The sequence below is a fragment of the Protofrankia sp. Cj3 genome, assembly GCF_917627355.1.
Lineage (GTDB): Bacteria > Actinomycetota > Actinomycetes > Frankiales > Frankiaceae > Protofrankia.
The window spans coordinates 2,415-4,764 of record NZ_CAKJTR010000083.1 but is presented as its reverse complement, the minus strand read 5'-3'; the positions used below and the strand labels follow the sequence as shown (position 1 = coordinate 4,764).

2 protein-coding genes and 1 pseudogene are annotated in these 2,350 nt (G+C 64.3%); 2 read left to right on the top strand and 1 reads right to left on the bottom strand.

What is annotated here, in order from left to right; genetic code table 11:
• Window positions 1–370, bottom strand: a pseudogene (locus tag MJ783_RS13090) (hypothetical protein); the annotation flags it as partial.
• 969 nt (window positions 371–1,339) lie between these two features.
• On the opposite strand from MJ783_RS13090, the gene MJ783_RS13085 reads away from it, so the two are divergent.
• Both MJ783_RS13085 and MJ783_RS13080 read left to right on the top strand, forming a co-directional pair.
• Window positions 1,340–1,711: a type II toxin-antitoxin system RelE/ParE family toxin gene (locus MJ783_RS13085; RefSeq protein WP_239310703.1), complete on the top strand. Its 372-nt coding sequence runs from the start codon at window positions 1,340–1,342 to the stop codon at window positions 1,709–1,711.
• Entirely contained in the window at window positions 1,704–2,003 is a 300-nt protein-coding gene (locus MJ783_RS13080) for a helix-turn-helix transcriptional regulator (protein WP_239310702.1), read from the top strand. The genes MJ783_RS13085 and MJ783_RS13080 overlap by 8 nt, the downstream gene beginning before the upstream one ends.
• The last annotated feature ends 347 nt before the right edge of the window (window positions 2,004–2,350 follow it).

Below are 2,350 nucleotides of genomic sequence, written 5' to 3'. Positions count from 1 at the left end.
CTAACGCCAGCGATGTTCCATCGATCTTGCGTTGGCGGCGGACCACGCACAGGCTCGACTGCAGGAGGGGATCGACGATCGTTCGGCGTTCCGCCCAGCCGTCGCCCGTGCCCAGGACACGCCCCCGTCTGATCGTCTCCAGGATCGGCACGTAGCTCTCCGGTCGCGTATCCGATCCTCGTTGGACGTCGAGCTCGATGAACTCCCACTTCTTGAACTGCTGCTCTTCAGGGAGATCACGGTAGTGGACCGGGAACAGCCGCACCCACCGGTGGGGGATGACATCGGTGCGGATGCCCGCGACGCACACCGCCTCGCCGTGCTGCTGGGACACCGTGGGGTACGCCTTCACGGTCACCAACACGCTCATGTGCGTTCTACGGCTGTGCCCGAACCCCGTGTAGGCCACACGAAAAGCGTGACAGCAAAACTGCAATACGTGTCCAGAACAGCACGATTCCCGACATGCGACATGCCGATCCCGCTGTAGTAGGGGTACAGGACTGGCGGAGTCTTGTATTCGAGTGTCGCGAATTCTCTGATCTTCAAGTGTAGATCGTAACTTTCTGTAGGACTCGCAACGGGCGGCCCGCCGCAACGACTTCACGCGGCCAGCCGTCCTCCATGTTGTCGAAGATGCTGGCACCCAGGGATAATCAGTGGCAAGCCGACCCGCACCGCAGGCGCCGCCAGGCGCCGAGGAGGGGAAGCGGCGCAGCAGCTTTGCCCGACTGGAACCCGTAGATCTCTACGGAGAGTAACCAGCGGCCCATCGCATCAGATGCGAGATTCCGCATCGGCCTTCAACCCCGCCAAACCTGATGGCCACGGGTCCGTAGTCGATCATTGGAGCCAAATCGGCCTACGCCGGCGGGCATCCTCCAGCAACCCAGGACACCCTATCTACCAACGGAAACGCCACTTTGTGATCATTGCGCATGCCAACTGTCGCGAATTCGCATCGGATGGAATTCGCGTCACTGTTGATCCAGGTGGTGTAGTGGTCGGCGCCGAGGTCGCGGTAGCGGGCGTGCGGGTCGCTGAGCAGATGCCAGATGATCACCGGGATGGGGGACTGTCAACTTTCCGGTGGCGTCAACCGACAATGCATGATCATGCAATGCGTCGGGAAGAGCACGAAAAAGCCAACAACCGCAGGGCCTCGCGGGCAGGCAGGTTACCTGTGGAGGTGAGGGGATGGAACGTGAACCCCGATTGTGCCCGCTACCGGCTGACGTGCCCCGAACGTCACATCGCACGCTGAGTCGGCTCCGAGCCGGATGGTCGGGGGCGGCACGCCGACGACGGGCACCCCAGAGCATGCTATAGCGTTGCTGCTATGGCTTGGAGTACCGTCGAGCTGGAACCGGAGGTCCGAGACTGGTTGGAGCAGCTATCCACGGCCCACTTCGCCACGGCGGCGTTCTACATCGATCTGCTGGCCGAACAGGGCCCGGTGCTGGGGGAGCCCTACACCCGGCAGTTGGACGGCAAACTGCGGGAGCTGCGGTTCCACGTGGACCGGCAGGCGGTGCGGGTGACCTACTGGCTGGCCCCGGGGCAGCGGGTCGTGTTGTTGGCGGTGTTCGTCAAGACCCGGATGCGCGAGGTGGGCGAGGTCGCCCGGGCCAGGCGTACTCTGGCCCGCTGCCTGGCCGAGCAGCACACTGCCGACGACGAGCTGGACGAGGAGGGTGGGGACGGTGGCTGAGCGGTCGGAGTGGGCGCAGCTGCGGGAACAGCGCATGGCTGAGCCGGGCGCACACGAGGCGTACCAGGCGGCCCGGTTGGCATTCGAGCTCGGCCGTGCCGTCCGGCAGCTACGTCAGCAGCGTGGCTGGAGCCAGACCGAGCTGGCGCACGCGGCTGGTATGACCCAGTCGGCGGTGGCACGGTTCGAAGCCGGGGGCACCGTGCCCACGCTGCCCGTCCTGGACCGGCTCGCCGACGCCCTCGACGCCGACCTCATCGTCCGTGTCACGCCCCGCTCCCACGTCGCATAACCGTCCGAACGGACGGCGACCTCTTTGCCGGTCGTGGGATCGTGCCGAGGTGGATGGACAGCAGATGGGGGAGGTGCGGGTTCATCGTCAGACACCCTCTTGACCTGGGAGAATGAGGTCGGATGTGAGGGTGGTTAGCAGGGTTGCGCGAAGGTCGCATACTGTATCGATCAGCTGCTCTATGCATTCAGGAACCTGAGTGCTCCTTGGATTCAGGGGGTCAGTGCACCGTCCGCATCGTGCTGGGAGCAGAGGGCTCGGCAAGTTTGATCGCGATCGGGCAGGCTCCTGACCTGCCCCAACAGCCCGATTCAAATCCCTACTTAGAGCGTCCGGCAATAGGGGTG